The organism is Chitinophaga sp. (genome assembly GCF_035564935.1).
GTDB lineage: Bacteria > Bacteroidota > Bacteroidia > Chitinophagales > Chitinophagaceae > Chitinophaga.
In genome coordinates this window covers 1-1760 of the sequence record NZ_DATMTE010000173.1, presented here as the reverse complement: position 1 = coordinate 1760, position 1760 = coordinate 1, and the positions used below count along the sequence as shown (strand labels likewise).

The window sequence follows — 1760 nt, the reverse complement described above, 5'->3', positions numbered from 1 at the left end:
CAAAGATATGTTAAAGCTAAAGGGAAACAAATACCTACATGTGAGTATTTTTAAAAAAATAAATGATCTTCCGGTTATGAAACCAAGCCCGGTACATTTCCTCCAAAGCCTGTTGCATATTGCTTCCCTAAGCCATGAGGCAAGGGATTTATTTGCAGGGAAAGCAACTTCCCAAAAGGTAAAAAAAGGTGACTACCTGTTACGGGAGGGGCAACACTGCCAATACATATGGTTCATTGAAAGCGGCGCCTGCAGAGCATTTCATTATCATCATGAAAAGGAGATCAATACCGGTTTCTACTTTGAAAACACTTTCCTTACTAATCTGAACAGCTTACGGAATAACGTTCCGGCCGATTATAACATTCAAACAACAGCCGCAGGCAGCTTATGGAAATGGCATAAAGACGACCTGTTCCTGCTCTATGAACAATCTCCCGAAATAGCCGCCTTCGGCCGCCAGTGGCTGGAACACCTGTTCATTGAACAGGAAAAACATACCCATTGGCTCAAAAGAAACAACCCGGAAGAAAGATACCTTTCTATTCTAAGCACTCAACCGGATCTTCTGCAACGTGTATCTCTTACACAACTCAGCTCCTACCTCGGTATTTCCCGGGAAACCCTCAGCCGTATCCGCCGCCGCATGTCCTGACATATTATGTGACGTTTGACACAATCCCTTTACTACAGGGCTTCTACCTTTGCAAGGTAAAACTAACGGTTATGACTATACAGGAACAAAAAGATTTCATTACACATTACATTGCTACCGTCTGGAACCTCGGAGATACCAGCTGCCTGGAGCAATTCCTTCATCCCGGCTACGTGGACCATTCGCTTCCACCAGGTGTGCCACCCGATAGCACCGGGCTTAAGCAATGGATTGCATTAACGCATGGATCCTTCCGGCCGGAAACCATCATCAATGAACAGGTGGCCGAACCCGGTAAATGTATAATCAGGGTAACTATGCATATGAAACACACAGGGCTATGGCGGGGAATAGCCCCCACCGGCTTAACGGTCAGCATTCCCGGCTATCGTTGCTTTCGATTGCAGGATAACCTCATCATTGAACACCGGGCATTAATAGATGGAAACACACTGGAAAAGAAATTAACCGCCGGCAAACAATAACTATCCCCCGGCACAGCGGTAGGTAACCGGCCAAGCCCGCTGTGCCGGCTGCAGGCGCCACACCCATGGTAACAAACTGATTGCCCGCAACAATCCGGTACAAAAGAAAAAATCAGCGTAATCGGAGTCAGACAAAATCCGCCCTGGTAAATCCGTATACCCGTACCTGTTATAGGCAGGAACTATTAGTTGCCTTCCGGCACCGGAAGGCGACCTCATTGGCAAGCTGAGTAATAAAACGTAAAATGGAATAAATGAAAATGCAACCGGTCCATCCCTGTTAAAAGAGATATACAAAAATCCAGGTGTTGATGCCAGAGGCGATGTACCCCTTCCGGCCCGCCGTAAAATCAACTATCCGCGCATCCGGATCGTTGATTCCAACAACAAGTCCTTCCGGTATCCATCTCCCCATACAGCACTACTCCGGCCCAACACCCGGAAATAATATAAAACAGCATTTGTAATTTCTGTGGGTATATCCCTTAAAGATCTACACTACAAATATGCCTTTTATTCAACCATCTACTTAATACTTTTTTATCTTTTAATTATACTTTGATAATCAAAATTACAATATAATAAATGTAAAATAAACACCTATCGCCCCGTATCGCCCC

2 protein-coding genes are annotated in these 1760 nt (G+C 45.2%); both read left to right on the top strand.

Translation table 11 applies throughout. The annotated features are described in order from the left end of the window. The first annotated feature begins 76 nt into the window (after positions 1–76). On the top strand, positions 77–655 hold the full coding sequence (locus VN105_RS04610; protein WP_325638391.1) for a Crp/Fnr family transcriptional regulator: 579 nt from the start codon (positions 77–79) through the stop codon (positions 653–655). 71 nt (positions 656–726) lie between these two features. Next, a complete protein-coding gene (locus tag VN105_RS04605) occupies positions 727–1140 on the top strand; it encodes an ester cyclase (RefSeq protein WP_325638389.1) in 414 nt (137 codons plus the stop codon). The last annotated feature ends 620 nt before the right edge of the window (positions 1141–1760 follow it).

Excerpts from the sequence above, each read along its gene's own strand:
- VN105_RS04610 (WP_325638391.1), top strand. The coding sequence starts at position 77 with ATGAAACCAAGCCCGGTACATTTCCTCCAAAGCCTGTTGCATATTGCT.
- VN105_RS04605 (WP_325638389.1), top strand. The coding sequence starts at position 727 with ATGACTATACAGGAACAAAAAGATTTCATTACACATTACATTGCTACC.